Source organism: Algibacter lectus, from assembly GCF_900112395.1.
GTDB lineage: Bacteria > Bacteroidota > Bacteroidia > Flavobacteriales > Flavobacteriaceae > Algibacter > Algibacter lectus.
In genome coordinates this window covers 574,905-591,248 of sequence record NZ_FOLN01000002.1, presented here as the reverse complement: position 1 = coordinate 591,248, position 16,344 = coordinate 574,905, and the positions used below count along the sequence as shown (strand labels likewise).

Genomic DNA, 16,344 nt, shown 5'->3' with positions numbered 1-16,344 from the left:
TTAAAAAAACAAAAAGATTGAGTAGTGATAGCCCGACCCTTTTTCGGGTAACGCCCAAAAAATAAATCTAAATTTTCTCAGCTAAATACTTTCCAATTTCCGAAGTTTTAATTTTTATAATTTCTTCGGGAGTTCCTACAGCAACAAGGTTTCCACCGGTTTCACCACCTTTAGGTCCTAAATCGATAATAAAATCGGCACACTTAATAAGCTCTATATTATGTTCGACAACAATAATAGAATGTCCGTTTTCAATTAAAGCATTAAAAGATTTTAATAGTTTTTGAATATCGTGAAAATGCAGTCCCGTTGTAGGTTCATCGAAAATAAAGAGTGCCTTTTCTTTTTTGTTGCCTTTACCCAAAAATGACGCTAGTTTAATACGCTGGGCCTCGCCACCAGAAAGGGTAGAGGAGCTTTGCCCAAGGGTTACATAGCCCAAACCTACATCTTGCAGCGGTTGGAGTTTGTTCTTAATTTTAGCCTGATCGTTAGCCTCGAAAAAAGCCACGGCATCGTCAATAGTTAGGTTTAAAATATCGTCTATATTTTTATCTGCAAAGGTAACTTCGAGCACTTCTTTTTTAAAGCGTTTGCCTTTACAGGTTTCGCACTCTAGGTGCACATCGGCCATAAATTGCATTTCTATAGTCACTTCGCCTTCACCTTTACAGGTTTCGCAACGTCCACCATCTACATTAAACGAAAAGTGTTTGGCTTGATAGTTTCTAATAACACTTAATTTCTGCTTCGAAAATAAGGCACGAATATCATCGTAAGCTTTTATATAAGTAACCGGATTGGATCGAGATGAACGCCCAATAGGGTTTTGATCTACAAATTCAATTTGTTTTATGTTTGCAAAATTGCCTTCTAAACTAGAAAATTGTCCGGGTTTGTCACCAAAATCGGTTAGCTTTTTCTGTAAAGCTGGGTGTAATATTTTTTTAACGAGCGTACTTTTTCCGCTACCAGAAACACCTGTAACTACAGTTAACATACCTAATGGAAAGCGAACATCTATGTTTTTAAGGTTATTTTCGCGAGCTCCTTTTATATCGACGTAGTATTTAGATTGACGGCGTTTTTTAGGAACTTCAATTTTTAAAGTCTCGTTTAAGTATTGAGCTGTTAACGAGTCGGAAGCCAAAATAGCATCGTAATCACCTTGCGCAACAACGTGTCCGCCAAAGGTTCCTGCCTCAGGACCAATATCGATAATGCTATCGGCAGCCTTCATGATATCTTCGTCGTGCTCTACAACAATTACGGTATTACCTAAATCGCGTAGGGACTTTAAAACCATTATTAAACGTTCGGTATCTTTTGGGTGCAAGCCTATGCTAGGCTCATCTAAAATATACATAGAGCCCACTAAACTACTACCTAAAGAGGTTGCTAAATTTATACGCTGACTTTCCCCACCAGAAAGTGTGTTCGATTTTCTATTTATGGTTAAGTAATCGAGACCAACGTTGGCTAAAAACTCTAAACGGTTATTAATTTCTTTCAATAAACGTTTAGCAATAGTGGTGTCGTGCTCGTTTAATTCTAGGTTATTGAAAAATTCGGCTAATTGATCTAAGGGTTTTTCTACTAAATCGGAAATGCTAGCGCTGCCTACTTTTACATAGTTAGCTTCTACGCGTAAACGTTTGCCATTACAGGTTTTACATTTAGTTTTTCCGCGGTAACGGGATAACATCACGCGGTTTTGAATTTTATATGCTTTAGATTCTAACTCTGCAAAAAAGCCGTTTAAACCTTCGAAATGTTTATTACCATCCCAAATAAGTTGTTGCTGTTTTTCGGTAAGTTCGAAATAAGGTTTATGTATTGGAAAATCAAATTTATGCGAGTTGTTTACCAATTGGTCTTTATACCAACTCATAGACTCACCACGCCAAGGGAAAATGGCGCTTTCGTAAACCGATAAAGCGGTGTTTGGAATAACTAAATCTTCGTCAATACCAACAATATCTCCATAACCTTCGCATGTTGGACAGGCTCCGTAAGGATTGTTAAAACTGAATAAATGCACATTAGGCTCTAAGAAGTTTAAGCCATCCAACTCAAATTTATTGCTAAAAGTACGTTGTTTATTATCCTTTAAAGTTTCGATGGTACATTCGCCTTTACCTTCAAAAAATGCAGTTTGTATGGCATCGGCTAAGCGGTTGTAAAAATCTTCTTCGTGCTTAGTAATAATACGATCTACAACTAATAAAATTTTGTCTTTTTTACCAATTTTTGTAGCGTCGTCTATTCTAACAACGTCTTCATTAATTTTTATTCTAGCGTAACCTTGTTGATTTAGAGCCTTTAATTTATCTTCTATAGTTCGTCCTTCTTCTAAATGAATAGGAGCGAGGAGTAGCATTTTTTCGCGTTCAGGAAATGTTTTTAAGTAATTTAAAACATCGGTAACCGTATCTTTTTTAACTTCATCTCCAGAAACTGGTGATATTGTTTTACCTATTCTGGCAAATAATAATTTGAGATAATCGTAAATTTCGGTTGTAGTACCTACTGTAGATCTTGGGTTGGTAGAGTTTACCTTTTGCTCGATGGCTATGGCTGGCGCAATACCTTTTATATAGTCTACTTTTGGTTTGTTTAGACGCCCTAAAAACTGGCGCGCATAACTAGATAAACTTTCTACATAGCGACGTTGGCCTTCCGCGTAAAGCGTATCGAAGGCTAAACTCGATTTTCCAGAGCCTGAAAGCCCCGTAATAACCACCAATTTGTTTCTTGGTATAACAACATCGATATTTTTTAGGTTGTGTAATTTGGCACCTTTTATAATGATGTTTTGTTTTGGATCAACTTCGGAAAGATTAGTAGTCATAGGCTTTTGTATGCAAATTTCACAAAGATAATATAAGTCTGTGAGCATAAAAAATAGAATGACTAGTAAAGAAATGTTAAAAAAAAATAATTAATTTTTGTTTTTTAGGAACGATTCTTGTTATCTTTGAATCAGCTAATTAATTATAAATCAACACCTGCCTATCGCATAACATTACTTTAAAAATTTTAATTTTTGAGAAAACCCAGTTTTCTTTACCATAAAGTAATGATTATGAAACACGAACCTACTACAGATGCTATTTTAGTTAGTAACTACATTAAAGGCGATGAATGTGCTTTAGAAGTACTTATAAAAAGGCACAAGCAAAGAATTTACAGTTTTATTTATTCGAAAGTATATGATGGCGATGTTGCCGACGATATTTTTCAGGATACTTTTATTAAGGTTATTAAAACCTTAAAACGAGGAGCTTACAATGAAGAAGGCAAATTTTTACCTTGGGTAATGCGTATTGCGCATAACTTGGTAATCGACTTTTTTAGAAAGAACAGCCGTATGCCTAAATTTGATAACACAGGTGAATTTAGTATTTTTTCGGTGCTTAGTGATAGCAGTTTAAATGCTGAAAAAGCAATTATTAAGGAACAGGTTGAGAACGATGTGCGCCGTTTGGTGGATGAGCTTCCGGAAGATCAACGTGATGTGCTTTTAATGCGTATTTATAATGATATGAGTTTTAAAGAAATATCTGAAAGAACAGGCGTTAGCATCAATACAGCTTTAGGAAGAATGCGCTATGCTTTAATAAACCTACGTAAAATAATTGAGAAGCATAACATTGTTTTAACCGATTAGTTTTACTAAATACAATAAAGTGAATTTTGCTGCGTTTACTATTTAAATTAACTTTAATTTGAAAGAAATGGAAAAAATTTACTCTAAGAAATCTATTGGAAACCCAGAAAAACTTGAGCCCAAGGAGGAGACTATTAATTTTCTTCTCAACTATTCCAAAGCGCTTAAAGTTGTGAAATATAACAATCTGGAGTTTGAAACGCTCTTAAATTAAAAAAATAAAAAAAACGTCTGAAATTATATTTCAGACGTTTTTTTATTTATTGTATATTGAAATTGTAGCACTCTTAAATTCCATAACGTTAAGGTTTGTAGAGCCGTAATGTTTTCATTTTTAGAACCAACTACGAGCTCGTCTTTAAATGATTTGATGAATTTAGTCCATAAGTTTCCTTTGGAGTCGTTTAGCAAAAAGTAAAAACCACTATCACCAATTTTCTTTCCTGAGGATGTTAAAATGAGTTCGCCGTTTTCTCCAACACTTGGACTTAAAATGACTGTAGCGTTTCCGTTTGGTAAAGGAAATATGGCTTTAATACACGTTTGTCCTGATGGTATTACGCAAGTTTCATAAACACCTGAATACACTACTTCTCCTGATGTTTTAAAAGTTCTAAGCCATATAGTGCGTTTAACTTTTTTTGTTTTAGCATCTAACAAATGAATTATATCACTTTTTAATGATTTTGAATCCTCGATATTCTCAATAGGAACGTTTAGCTGTTCAATACGATTACTAAATAATAATCTCAATAATATGCCGAATACTTTAAAAAAAGGATTCCACTTTACTTTTAAATCGAAATCGTAATTACTTGTGTTTTCGTAGAAATCAATGACGTTTTTAGATAATTTATGTTGTGCTTCACTAGATAAATTTAGCTGATTTATAGATGATAATATTCCTTTATCATTTTCTTTCTCATCTATTGTTAGTTGCTCGTTTTTAGCTAGTTGCTTAATAAATTTCACACCAATGCCTTTTGTGGTTCCAAAAGGACCCAAAAGCCATTCATATTGATTCTTGGTGATTTTTTTTCCAAATAATATGACCCATTGTTGGGTAATTAAATCTTGTAAGTTTTGTTTTAAAATAGCAATTCCCATTTAATTCTTTTTAAGATTAGGAATATAATTCTCTTTGTTTTTCCAAGAGCCAAATTCAGAAATAGGTTTAAAACGTAAAGTTGTAAATTCAAAATGAAAATCTTTTCGTTCCCGCTCTTTCATGGCGTCTGAATGTCTTTTTGGTTTAGGCATGGCACTATGGCCGTGAACCATATTGGTCATTTCCTCTTCTGTTTTCCAAATAGAAAAGGTAGAAACTGTATTAGGAAACCTTACTGAGGCTAATGAAAGTAAAGTACCTTCGTGGTCACGAACTAATTTTTCAACAGGTCTTCCCCAATGCAAAAATCTTGGAATTGCTAAGGGTTTCATTCTAGCAATTGTAACGGCCACAACAGGAGATAGCTCGCTTTCTAATGTTGCTTTCCGTTCAGGGATTTTGAATCCGCTTATCTTTCCCCATTCCCTCATAAACTCTAACCGAACGTGCCAACCTTTAGCCAGGAGTTTACCAAGTTTTTCTTTTTTTAAATAATCTTCAAGAGCTTCTTCGTTTTCCCATTGTGCAAAAATAGCGACCTGTTTTATAAGAAATCTGGAAGTAGAAATAATTGGAGAGCCTAATGTCATTGCTGTCATGTATTCAGAATGAATTAGTCCTTTAGTGTTTCTTTTAATAGGGGCTGAGAGCAAGCCTTTTATCGCCAATATAAATGGAATTCTAACAAGGTGATAAGAGAATATGCTCATATATTTAATTGAATAGAGTTGAGTTTTGTTATGTGTTTTAAATTATAAAAAACATTTGAATAACTATTAAAAACAATGAAGTTCTTATTCTTCCTCAGGAAATGTAATATGCTGGTATGCTCCAATATCTGCAGAGGTAGTTCTGTTTACTCCTAAAATATCGGTTGGTACTTGTGCCGCAAACGTGGCATTAGCTTGGTTTATAGCTTCGGAATTGGCTCCAATTATAAATTCATTTAAATCGGTATCTTTAAAATCGGGTGTTTTATTAAAGATGTTATTTTCAAAGTGATTAGTATCCGTTAGGTTGTATACTTCATCTGAGAAGAAGTTGCTATCATCTTGAAAACGCAATAAACAATTGGTGAATTTAAAGTTGAATGCAACGGTTTCGTCTTCTATTTGTTCTAATAAAAATTCAGGATTATCATTGCCGTAAATAATACAGTTGTTAAAATTTGCTTCACCTAAATCGGCTAGGGTAGCATTGTTATCTTCATCTAAAACAAAATTATTTAAAAGCACAGAAGGTAATTGTCTAAAGCCGTTATCCCAATAATTTACAATAGTAGCATGTGTAAAATTGTATCTGCCACCAATAGTTCCAGCAAAAGAAGATTGTCCGGCATTATTAATTACAACATTTTCTCCAGCAATAGAGGTGTTTCTGCCCATAATACCAAAACTACCTGAATTATAAATTTGAGAGTTTGTTATGTTTAATTTGTGGTTTGTAGCGTTTGGGTCTCCATCGCATAAAATACCAACGTTGGCATTTTTAATAGTGGCGTAATTGATAATATTGTCTATACTACCATCAAAAAGCCAAATGGTTCCCCATTGCCCTGGAGTTTCAGAAAAGTCAGGTTCCAATCGGTCGCCTTCAAAAATAACTTGATTTTCTAATGTTTCTTTGTCGTTACTTAAAGCTCCATTCACTTTTAAAGAAGCTCCGTTAGTTACTAATAGTCCTGATTCCGAATGAAAATATATACGCGCACCGGCATCTATAGTTAAGGTTTCATTGTTTGGTACTGCAGCAAAACCATAGATAACGTAAGGCTTATCGTTTGTGAAATTAAGTTCGTTTGGTAATAATTCTCGACCTTGTAAATCGGTTTCTACAGTTTCTCCATCAACGTTAAGAGTTAATGTTTCAACTACTTTTGTGGTATTATCACGATTAGGATATATAAAAATGGCATCTTGAATAAGGGTAACCAATTCTACTTTTTGTTGTTTTGTTCCGCTATCAAATTCTATAGCATCGGTGTATAAAAATTGGCCTGATGTTGCAGCTTCATTTTCAATATCAACGGTAGTTTCTATAAAAATATAAAGACTGTCTTTTGCTAGTAGCTCAACGTTTTCGAAAGATTTACCAGCAATACCATCTACGCTTAAGCGGTAATTAGAAGTTTCACCTAAAGTTAATTTTACCGAAGGAATAGATATATCGCTATCACTTTTATTATAAACTTTTAAATTATATGTACTAGAACCAATTTTTGAAAAAACAGTATCTAAGTATACCGTATCTCTCGAAAATGTTAGATTCCCCGTGCTTGGAGAAAACTCAAAATCTTTACGACAAGAGCTCCAAAGCATTAAAAAACCTATGGTGAATATAAAGTAAAAGGAACGTTTCATTCTAGTGGTATTAAACGCGTTAAAAATATACTAGTTGTCTTTTTTGTAAAGTGGAATGCGGTAAGATAATGTATAGCCAAAACCTACGCCAATACTATTGCTATCGTATGTTTTGTTGAAACCAGGAATGTAAACATTTTGAAAATTGTCTGGTTCTGTTTCTGTTACTAAAAATTTTAGTTGCACGTTTACGCCAGCATATAAATTATTGAATAGTTCAATTTTCATACCTAAAAGGACTTCTGCCCAAACAGCAGTTAAATCGTTAAACTCTTGTAAATCGCTAGATGAATATTGTGGCAGCCAATATTGGTTGGTGTTATATATGGTGTAGCTGTTAAGTTCTTGACTAAAGGAGCTAAAGCCTAAACGAAACCCTGTGTAAACCATATTATCCATATCTAGCCAGTTATCGTACATATTGTAATCGAAACCTGCTTTAATATAACTTCCTTTGGAGGTAATATCTAAATAATCTGTTATTGTGTTTTTGTTATCAAATCCAATTTCAGCTGCAGCATAAAGATCTTTTTTTAGTCTATAGTCGGCCACTATTTCAAAGCCACTATAGTTATCTTCAGCAAAAGAACGTGCTAGTTTACTAATATCTCCACCTATACGAATACCGTATTTTTGTTTGATTTTAGTAGAGTCGGTAACTGTTTCCGGGATACTATCGTTTTGTGCATTTACAGACACACAAAATATTAATAGCATTACGCTATTAATGAAATAAGTTAAAGTGTGTTTCTGTTTCATCTTCTACAGATTGATTTGAATTTAGGGGTTGTATGGATTCTATCCAATTATCTTCATCACTTTCTATTTGTACCGTTACGTTTTCATAAATAGTTTTGTAACCACAAGCTCGCGATACAAAAACTTCGGTACGGCTATAGTTTATGGTAATAATATCTATGTTTGATTCATCGGAGAGAAAATCGTCTGTATCATCATCTGGGGTATCATTATCGTCTAGAACATAATTGTTAATAAGCGCATACTGTGTTGTATTATCGGTAGTTTTTAACGGAAGTACCAATTGGTTGCTTGTTACTATTTCATACCCCGATAAAACTTCATCATTATCAACACCAATTACTACTAATTTAAAAACATTTTTACTGCTATCTTCGTCGGTATAATCTAAAAGATCGATAATTAAATTAGGTGTTGTAGGTGTAATAGCCGGACAAATATCATCACGTTCACAACTTATAGTTATCCCCACAATTAATATCATTATGGGGATAAAAAGAATTTTAAAATATTTCATACTTTATTACAATGTATTCCTAAAATTAAAAGAAAAACGAACGCTTAAATTCTAAATTATCGTTTTTCTAAAAGCACTACGTTTTCCACGTGAAATGTTTGTGGAAACATATCTACAGCTTGTGTTTTAACTACCTTGTATTGCTCGTCCATTAAGGCTAAATCTCTAGCCTGTGTAGCACTGTTACAGCTTACATAAACTACTTTTGCCGGAGCAATATTTAATATTTGTTGTACTACATCTTTATGCATACCATCACGAGGTGGATCGGTAATTATAATATCTGGAGTACCGTTGGCTTCAATAAAATCGGCATTAAAAACATTTTTCATGTCGCCTACAAAGAACTCAACGTTGTTTATGTTATTAAATTGTGCATTTTCTTTTGCTGCGGTAATTGCATCTGGCACAGCTTCTACACCAACTACTTTTTTAGCTTGCTTGGCAACAAACTGAGCAATGGTTCCGGTTCCGGTATATAAATCGTAAACAAGCTCATTACCAGTTAGTCCTGCAAAATCTCTAGTGATTTTATAAAGCTCGTAAGCTTGCTCGGAGTTGGTTTGGTAAAATGATTTGGCATTAATTTTAAATTTTAAGCCTTCCATTTCTTCAAAGATATGATCGTTGCCTTTGTAGCAAATCACTTCTTGATCGTAAATAGTATCATTTGCTTTCCCGTTAATAACGTACTGTAATGATGTAATTTCCGGGAACGTTTCACCTAAATAATCTAATATTAGTTCACGTTTCTCTTTATCTTCTTTAAAGAATTGGATCATTACCATAATATCACCAGTACTAGATGTTCTAATCATCATGGTACGTAATAATCCGGTTTGGTTTCTTGTATTAAAGAATTCTAAATTATTCTCAAGCGCGAATGCTTTAACGGCATTTCTAATAGCGTTAGAAGGATCGGCTTGTAGGTGACATTTTTTTACATCTAAAATTTTGTCCCACATACCAGGAATATGAAATCCTAAAGCATTTCGGTCTCCTAAATCTTCATCCGATTGCACTTCTTCTAGAGTTAACCATCGGCTATCACTAAATGAGAATTCCATTTTATTTCTATAGAAATACTGATTTTCAGCACCAAAAATAGGAGTAACTTCTGGTAATTCTATATGCCCAATACGGGTTAAATTATTTGTAACTTCTTTTTGTTTGTAAAACAGCTGATGCTCGTAAGCCATATCTTGCCATTTACAACCACCGCAAGTGCCAAAATGCTCGCAAGCAGGCGTGGTTCTTTTATCCGATAGTTTATGAAATACCGTAGCTTTACCTTCATAATACGCTTTACGCTTTTTAAAGGTTTGCACATCTACCACATCGCCAGGTACAGCATTAGGTAAAAAAATAACTTTTCCGTCGGGTGCTTTGGCTATGGTTTTTCCTTTAGCTCCGGCATCAATTACTTCAACGTTTTCAAAAACTTGTTTTCTTGTTTTTCTTCTAGACATGCTGCAAAAATACTAATAGCCAGAAATAAATTTCATATTATTTTCAATTACTTTAATGGAATTTTAATTTCAACTAGAATATAAGATGGTTTTTAGGTGAAGAAGGCGAGGAGAAGCTTAATAATCTCTAATTTTTTAGAATGAAATAAGAAAATATTCTACATAAAAAAAAGCTGCTCGGTAAATTACTGAACAGCTTTTAATTTTTTGAGGGCGATAAACTATTTTTTATTGAATTTGTTAAGTATTTTATCCATTTGTTTTCCTGCAGCTTCACGTCCACCAAGTCCGAAAGATAGTATGATAGTTAGTGCAACTGTACCTAAAGAAATACCAAAGGCAAGATTGATAATTTCATCAGCAAGTCCCATAGTTCTTAATCCGATGGCTAAGAAAATGGCAATAATGGCAATTCTAATGATAGATGCAACAAAAGCGTTATCATCATTTTTTGCAAAGTTATTGGCAGCAACAGAAGCTATCCAGTTTCCAATGGCTAAAATAATAAGTCCGAAAATTATTTTACCAGAATAGTTTGTAATAGTATATAAAATATCGGTTAAATAGCCGAATTCTAATTTGTCTACAGCGGTTGTAAGTCCAAATAAAATAATAAAGTAATACACTAAGTTCCCAATAATGGCTACTAGGTTAGTGTTTCCTGTAACTGCACCTAAACCAGCTTTGTTGAAAAAGTTGTTCAAATTCATACTGTTAAGTAGGTCTTTTATAAGTTCACTTAAAAAACGACCACCAACTACAAATAAGATAATAATAATTGCAGCTAAAATTACTTTTGGAATAGCACTAAAGAAATCCTTTAACATCGTTGTTGCAGGTTCCGAGATGGCATCCATATTAAGGATATTAAATGCTGAAATTAATAACGGAATAAAAATAAAGATGAACACAATTTTTTTAATCACGTTAACAATATCAATGTTTTCTGGTAATTTTAATTTTGGAGTTAGTTTTTGAATAGAATCTCCAGAAAGTTCAACTAATTCAGATACTATAGTTGCTAGCATGTAACCAATATAGCAAACTAAACCAGCACCAATAATATTTGGAATAAACCCAGTGAATTCGTCTAGCATATTTTTTAAAGGGTCGAGTACACTACTCATTCCTAATTTTTCTAAAGCCAAAGTGAAAACAAAAATCATTACTAAAAAGTAAACCAGTTTGCTTATAAAGCCTGAAATTCCAATTTTGGAATTTTTCATTTTATTGTCGATTCCCGTTTTGCTAAGTAATTTAAAAATAACTCGTTTTAGTAATCCGGCAATAAACCAACCTATAATGATGATAATTAAAGCGCTTAAAGCACTTGATAAATTTCCACCTATAGATTGTGAAAGTTGTTCTAATACATTTGTTAAATAGTCCATAATTTTTTGTTATTGATTAAGTAATAGTTACTACTTGGACACATTAAATATTAAAAAGACACATTTTAATTGAATATTTCATAAATTTGGCATTCCTAGGGATGATTTCTCTCCCACGCTGAATTTTCGAAACTTCGAAAGGATAAAGGTAGAGAAGGAATGGTTATTTTATAATATCCATTTTTTTGGATATAAACGTTTAAATTTTTTTAAAATGGCTGTTTTAGACCAATTAACTTCGCAACAAGCGATAGATTTAGAAAACAAGTATGGTGCACACAATTACCATCCACTACCAGTAGTGTTGAGTAGAGGAGAAGGTGTGTATGTATGGGATGTAGAGGGTAAGAAATATTACGATTTCTTGTCTGCCTACTCAGCAGTAAACCAAGGGCATTGTCATCCAAAAATTGTTGGAGCCATGACAGAGCAAGCGCAAACATTAACCTTAACCTCTAGAGCATTTTATAATGATGTGCTTGGTAAGTTTGAAAAATACGCTACTGAAACCTTTAATTACGATAAGTTATTACCAATGAATACGGGTGCAGAAGCTGTAGAAACAGCTTTGAAACTATGTAGAAAGTGGGCTTACGAAGTAAAAGGTATTGATGAGAATGAAGCTGAAATTGTAGTTTGTGAAAATAATTTTCATGGGCGTACCACAACCATTATTTCTTTTAGTAACGATCCTGTAGCTAGAAAGAACTTTGGCCCTTATACGAAAGGATTCATTAAAATTGAATACGATAACCTAAAAGCGCTAGAAGATGTTTTAGTAAATAATAAAAGCGTCGCTGGTTTTCTTGTAGAACCAATTCAAGGTGAAGCAGGAGTTTATGTGCCAAGCGAAGGTTATTTAGCTTCAGCAAAAGCACTTTGTGAAAAGCACAATGTTTTATTTATTGCAGATGAAGTGCAAACAGGTATTGCAAGAACAGGGCGTTTATTAGCAACTTGTGGAAACTGCAGTTGTGCAGATAAACATTGTTCTGGAACTCCTGAAGTAAAAGCTGATATTTTAATATTAGGAAAAGCCTTGTCTGGAGGTGCATACCCTGTATCTGCGGTTTTAGCTAATAACGAAATTATGAATGTTATAAAGCCAGGGAATCACGGTAGTACTTTTGGAGGAAATCCAATTGCAGCGGCCGTTGGTATCGCAGCTTTAGATGTTATTAAAGATGAAGAATTAGCTAATAATGCTTTTGAGTTAGGTGAATTGTTTCGATCGGAATTGTCTAAATTTATAGAAACAAGTTCTATAGTAAATGGTGTTAGAGGAAAAGGTCTTCTAAATGCTATTTTAATAAACGATACAGAAGAAAGTGATACGGCTTGGAATATATGTATAGCTTTACGCGATAATGGTTTATTAGCCAAACCAACACATGGTAATATTATTCGTTTTGCACCACCATTGGTGATGACGAAGGAACAATTATTAGATTGTGTTTCAATTATAACAAAAACACTATCTCAATTTGAAAAATAATTGTTTTAGTAATTAATGAAATAAAAAAAGCGACCTATGGGTCGCTTTTTTATTTGTAATAAATCAATAATAATTATTGATTTTGGTATTGTTCCATAATCTCTTGAGATTGCATCATAACTTGATCCCAACCCACCGTAGCAATTTGGTAAATAGTAGATATTAGGTATAGTACGTTTATTATAAGTATAACCAAGGCTACTATTTTTGCAGTATTCATCGCTTTTACGCTTGCAGGATCGTACTTCTCTGGGTTTGCTTTTGCTGCATTTAATTTACTATTTGCAATAAAAAAGGCAATACCAGCCAATATAAAGCCGAAGCCTCCAATACAGCAGCATAATAGTCCGATAATTGCTAATACATATACTAGCGTTGGGTTCAGTTTTTCTTGTTCCATGTGTTAATTTTAATTAATTATTTTAATAAAATAGCTTGTTACAATAGTCACGATTGTTGCTATAGCTAATATTGTTGTGATAATATTTGAGTTCTTAAATTTAAAGACCATATTACTTCCTATGTAAATAAAAAGAAATATTAAAGGGTATATAGCAGGATACATTTTAAAAGCAGCAACAAAGTCACCCTGAAAAATTAATGAAATAGAGCGCTGTATACCGCAGCCCATACATTCTACACCAAATAGTTTTTTATTAAGGCATGGAAGCATGTATTTTTCTAGAGATTGCATGTTTTATTTGTTCTAAGTATGCTAAAATAATAAAAGCCAACTAACAAAAAAATGCTTTATGGATTTTTTGTTAGTTGGCTTTTTTTAACCAGTATTAAAATGGTTTAATTAATAATTATCTTTTTATTGAATGTTGTGTTGTTATCTAGTGTTGCTTTTACAATATAAACACCTGTACTAAGTTGTTTTGTAGAAAGCTCGTAAGCATTAGAAATGTCATTAGGTCTCTCTGTTATTACTTGTTTTCCTGAAACATCATATACCAAAATAGATTTTATATCTAAATTCGAAGGATTTAAAACCTTAAGTATATCTGTTGTGTTATTTTGAATAGCGTCCATGCTATCCACAAGATGTTCTTCGGTAGCTAATGTAACGTCTGCTCTAAACGTAACTTCAAAACGTTCCGTGTAATTTCCTGCATCGAGGTTTACACTAAAGTCTTGACTTTGTAAATTAACATATAGGTCAGTTGTTTTGTCATGAATGAAAATTGGTAAATCTGAATCGAAATTTTGAACATCTGCGATTTTAATGTTTACTGGCATATCATTAGCTACCGTAATATGTAAAGGTATTTTCATTGCTTCATTAAAAGGTAGTGCTTGAGCGAGATAAGCTTCATTTTCCAAGAGCCAGTAAGCATCAGATCCAAGCTTATCATTTTCGTTTTGTTTAATTTCTAATCCACGATCAAAACTTTCAGTAGCGCGATCATTAAAAGTCTCAACTAGTTGTCTTGAGTAAAGGTTGTTAAAGCTAATATTTAATCTAAAGCGTTTCGTGTCCTCAGCTACAGTTGTGAAAATTGAATTTTCAGTTTTTTTCCCTTTGGAGTTAGCCGATTTGAAAAAAGCACTATTTCCGCCAGATTCTTTTTCATAAACACGATGACTATTTTTTGCTTTCAAGGTTCCACTAGCATTAGCTAAAATCTTAAATCCTTGTCCAATAGGAATATAACGTTCAGGTATTTTGCCTGTATTGGTTGTGCCACTATTTCCAGCTTCAGTACCGTCTGTATTATAAGTTTTAAAGACAGCTGGAACAATAGTAGGGGCGAAAGAAAACTCATCAATAGTATATGTTGTATATCCGCCATCATAACTTGCTAAATTATGAGAATCGGTAGTAGGGTCTTGTTCCCAATAGCGTAAAACGCCATCAAAAACATTTCTATTCTCAGCATCCCATATGTAAGCGTGAGCATCCATTGCAGAAGGGTATGGGTTTCCAACAAGAGTTTCGGAGCCATTGACAACAGTTATGCTAATTGTTCCTGTATTTGGTTTACCTCTAAAATCGTAGTTCTGATTTTCTCCAGAGCCAACAGTGCCTTTCATAGAAAAGCCATATCCAGGAGCTATAAGTGTTGCGTCCCCTGCGTATACCCAACCTGTATAGTCTGTTCCTGCAGGGTAAGTCCAAATCCAATAAGGCTCTATATTCAAAGGGGCAGATGTTCCATTATAGCCAGGCTGGTGGGTTGTACCTGCAGAAGTAGAATTTACATCATCTACAATGTCATTAAGTAGTGTAATGCCAAATAAGCCATTTCCAGTAGCAACAGCAGGAAGTCCTGTAGGCGAACACCAATAGTTATATTCGTAAGCTCCAACATTTCCATCTTGGTAAACACTTAATGCGCCTTCCCCTGAGTTTACTGTAGTTTCAATACCTTGTATTATTTGAGCTTCGGCTCTTAAATATATTGTACTTGCAGGTTCAACAAGGTTAATATCATCTTCAACAAATACAATTTCATCATTTACATAAACATATGCATTGTTTCTTACAGTTAGTTGAGCTTCTGCAAATTGACATAATAATACTGTGAAGAACAGACCAAATCTAATTGATAAAATAGTTGTTTTTTCTTTCGTTAAATTGCATTTTAACGAACTAAAAAGCGTTTTGCGGATGTTTGGTGTAGGTTTTATCATAGTTTTTTAATGAATATGGAACAATACAAATATACTAAAACTTTGTTAACATCATATTATTTATATAAAATGGTTAAAAATTAAGTGTTTGATAATTAATGATTTAATGTTTTTGAGTAATTTAAGAAATTATAATCTCAATTATTTTGATTAGTATTTGTTTAAATTTGCCGAATGAAGTATTTAAATTATATATTAATTTTAGTTGGAGCAGTAGTTGCTATGTATGCTAAAGTTGGTGCAGAGCAGAACCAGTATTTACTAATGGTTGGTATTGTTTTTTTAATGATGGGAGTTTATAGAATTTCTAAATTAGTACCAAGTAAAAGGGATGAAGATTTAGAAAACAACGACTCAATAGAAAACTAATTACTATGAAATTTAAAGTAAACGATTTTGTTTTAGTTTTAGATGAAAACCTGTCTGGGCATATAAAATCTATTGCCGGAAATACAATATCTATTGAAACAATCGATGGTTTTTTGTTAGATTTTGAAGCCGAAGAACTCGTTAAAGATACTTCAAAGAGCGATTTTTCTACTGGTGTTTTTTCTCATAAAAGTTTAAGTTCTGTTTTAGATGAAAAAGAAAAACCAGGTCGCAGAAAATCTGTTAGAGTAAAACCAAAAGAAAGATTTGAACCTACAATGGAGGTCGATTTACATATTAATCAACTTGTAAAATCCTCTAGAGGCATGAGTAATCACGATATGTTAACCACCCAATTAGATACAGCAAGGTATAAGCTAGATTGGGCTATTTCTAAACGCATACAGAAAATTGTATTTATCCATGGTGTTGGAGAAGGTGTGCTTAAAATGGAATTAGAATATTTATTTGGTCGCTACAACAACGTTAAATATTACGACGCCAATTACCAAAAATATGGTTTAGGCGCCACCGAAGTTTATATTTACCAAAATGTAAGTGCTAATTAA

General features: G+C 33.3%; 15 protein-coding genes. 4 read left to right on the top strand and 11 right to left on the bottom strand.

Annotated elements, in window-relative coordinates:
* Positions 1 to 67: 67 nt before the first annotated feature.
* Entirely contained in the window at positions 68 to 2,851 is a 2,784-nt protein-coding gene (gene uvrA / locus BM246_RS05565; protein ID WP_074936342.1) for an excinuclease ABC subunit UvrA, read from the bottom strand.
* A 234-nt stretch (positions 2,852 to 3,085) separates the two neighbouring features.
* Here uvrA and BM246_RS05560 point away from each other — a divergent pair, with 234 nt between their 5' ends.
* A complete protein-coding gene (locus tag BM246_RS05560; protein ID WP_042495324.1) occupies positions 3,086 to 3,670 on the top strand; it encodes an RNA polymerase sigma factor in 585 nt (194 codons plus the stop codon).
* Between the two features lie 237 nt (positions 3,671 to 3,907).
* Here the strand turns inward: BM246_RS05560 and BM246_RS05555 are convergent, their stop codons facing one another.
* The 7 genes from BM246_RS05555 to BM246_RS05525 all read right to left on the bottom strand — a co-directional run bounded on the left by BM246_RS05555 (position 3,908) and on the right by BM246_RS05525 (position 11,274).
* The gene (locus tag BM246_RS05555; RefSeq protein ID WP_074936339.1) at positions 3,908 to 4,777 is read right to left on the bottom strand and encodes a hypothetical protein; all 870 of its coding nucleotides are present in this window, start codon (positions 4,775 to 4,777) and stop codon (positions 3,908 to 3,910) included.
* Complete coding sequence (locus tag BM246_RS05550) at positions 4,778 to 5,488, bottom strand: hypothetical protein (protein WP_074936337.1); 711 nt, start codon at positions 5,486 to 5,488, stop codon at positions 4,778 to 4,780.
* A gap of 84 nt (positions 5,489 to 5,572) precedes the next feature.
* The gene (locus tag BM246_RS05545; RefSeq protein WP_074936334.1) at positions 5,573 to 7,138 is read right to left on the bottom strand and encodes a hypothetical protein; all 1,566 of its coding nucleotides are present in this window, start codon (positions 7,136 to 7,138) and stop codon (positions 5,573 to 5,575) included.
* 30 nt (positions 7,139 to 7,168) lie between these two features.
* Positions 7,169 to 7,897, bottom strand: a complete 729-nt coding sequence (locus tag BM246_RS05540) for a DUF6048 family protein (protein WP_042494735.1) — start codon at positions 7,895 to 7,897, stop codon at positions 7,169 to 7,171.
* On the bottom strand, positions 7,863 to 8,414 hold the full coding sequence (locus BM246_RS05535) for a DUF6452 family protein (protein ID WP_133965619.1): 552 nt from the start codon (positions 8,412 to 8,414) through the stop codon (positions 7,863 to 7,865). The genes BM246_RS05540 and BM246_RS05535 overlap by 35 nt, the downstream gene beginning before the upstream one ends.
* A 56-nt stretch (positions 8,415 to 8,470) precedes the next feature.
* The gene (gene rlmD / locus BM246_RS05530) at positions 8,471 to 9,883 is read right to left on the bottom strand and encodes a 23S rRNA (uracil(1939)-C(5))-methyltransferase RlmD (RefSeq protein WP_074936332.1); all 1,413 of its coding nucleotides are present in this window, start codon (positions 9,881 to 9,883) and stop codon (positions 8,471 to 8,473) included.
* 221 nt (positions 9,884 to 10,104) lie between these two features.
* Positions 10,105 to 11,274, bottom strand: coding sequence for a mechanosensitive ion channel (locus BM246_RS05525; RefSeq protein WP_042503821.1), 1,170 nt, complete (start codon positions 11,272 to 11,274; stop codon positions 10,105 to 10,107).
* 214 nt (positions 11,275 to 11,488) lie between these two features.
* On the opposite strand from BM246_RS05525, the gene rocD reads away from it, so the two are divergent.
* On the top strand, positions 11,489 to 12,769 hold the full coding sequence (rocD, locus tag BM246_RS05520; protein WP_074936330.1) for an ornithine--oxo-acid transaminase: 1,281 nt from the start codon (positions 11,489 to 11,491) through the stop codon (positions 12,767 to 12,769).
* A gap of 73 nt (positions 12,770 to 12,842) precedes the next feature.
* On the opposite strand, the gene BM246_RS05515 is transcribed toward rocD, so the two are convergent.
* From BM246_RS05515 to BM246_RS05505, 3 genes are all read right to left on the bottom strand, one after another.
* Positions 12,843 to 13,169: a CCC motif membrane protein gene (locus BM246_RS05515; protein WP_042503824.1), complete on the bottom strand. Its 327-nt coding sequence runs from the start codon at positions 13,167 to 13,169 to the stop codon at positions 12,843 to 12,845.
* Positions 13,170 to 13,178: 9 nt separating this feature from the next.
* Positions 13,179 to 13,463, bottom strand: a complete 285-nt coding sequence (locus tag BM246_RS05510; protein WP_074936328.1) for a DUF2752 domain-containing protein — start codon at positions 13,461 to 13,463, stop codon at positions 13,179 to 13,181.
* Positions 13,464 to 13,567: 104 nt separating this feature from the next.
* Positions 13,568 to 15,406, bottom strand: a complete 1,839-nt coding sequence (locus tag BM246_RS05505) for a T9SS type A sorting domain-containing protein (RefSeq protein WP_074936326.1) — start codon at positions 15,404 to 15,406, stop codon at positions 13,568 to 13,570.
* A gap of 174 nt (positions 15,407 to 15,580) precedes the next feature.
* Here BM246_RS05505 and BM246_RS05500 point away from each other — a divergent pair, with 174 nt between their 5' ends.
* The gene (locus BM246_RS05500; protein ID WP_042494742.1) at positions 15,581 to 15,775 is read left to right on the top strand and encodes a hypothetical protein; all 195 of its coding nucleotides are present in this window, start codon (positions 15,581 to 15,583) and stop codon (positions 15,773 to 15,775) included.
* A 5-nt stretch (positions 15,776 to 15,780) separates the two neighbouring features.
* Entirely contained in the window at positions 15,781 to 16,344 is a 564-nt protein-coding gene (locus BM246_RS05495; protein WP_042494743.1) for a Smr/MutS family protein, read from the top strand.